Origin of the sequence: Catellatospora sp. KI3 (assembly GCF_029948125.1) — a bacterium.
GTDB lineage: Bacteria > Actinomycetota > Actinomycetes > Mycobacteriales > Micromonosporaceae > Catellatospora.
In genome coordinates, this window is the sequence record NZ_JASAMB010000085.1 from 1 (window position 1) to 365 (window position 365).

Sequence of the window (365 nt, forward strand, 5' to 3'; positions counted from 1 at the left end):
CAACGCCGTTGACTTAAGGGTTTGGTGGCGCAGTCAAGGCCGTCTCGTGTGGCGAAAAGGAACGGGACTCCTCAATATCAGTTCGACCAAGAACCTGAAGCGAGGAGTCCCGTTGCAGCAGCAGTCTGCCATTACACGCACGATCACGATAGCGGCCGGGGCGTTCGCGCCGGGCCATCTGGGTGAGCTGACGCAGATCCTGGACTTCGACCTGGTCGACGCGGTCGCAGCCGAGACGGGGACCGTGCAGCGGCGGGTCCGGCTGCTGCCCACCCGCGTGCTGATCTTCTTCGTGTTGGCCGCGGCACTGTTCGACGACTGCGCCTACCGGCAGGTATGGGCCAAGCTGACCGCGGGCCTTTGCG

1 protein-coding gene is annotated in these 365 nt (G+C 64.4%); it reads left to right on the top strand.

All coding sequences use genetic code 11. From position 1 onward, the window contains the following. Positions 1 to 112: 112 nt before the first annotated feature. A partial coding sequence (locus QEZ54_RS36295; protein WP_281309322.1) for a transposase domain-containing protein occupies positions 113 to 365 on the top strand: 253 nt, incomplete at its 3' end.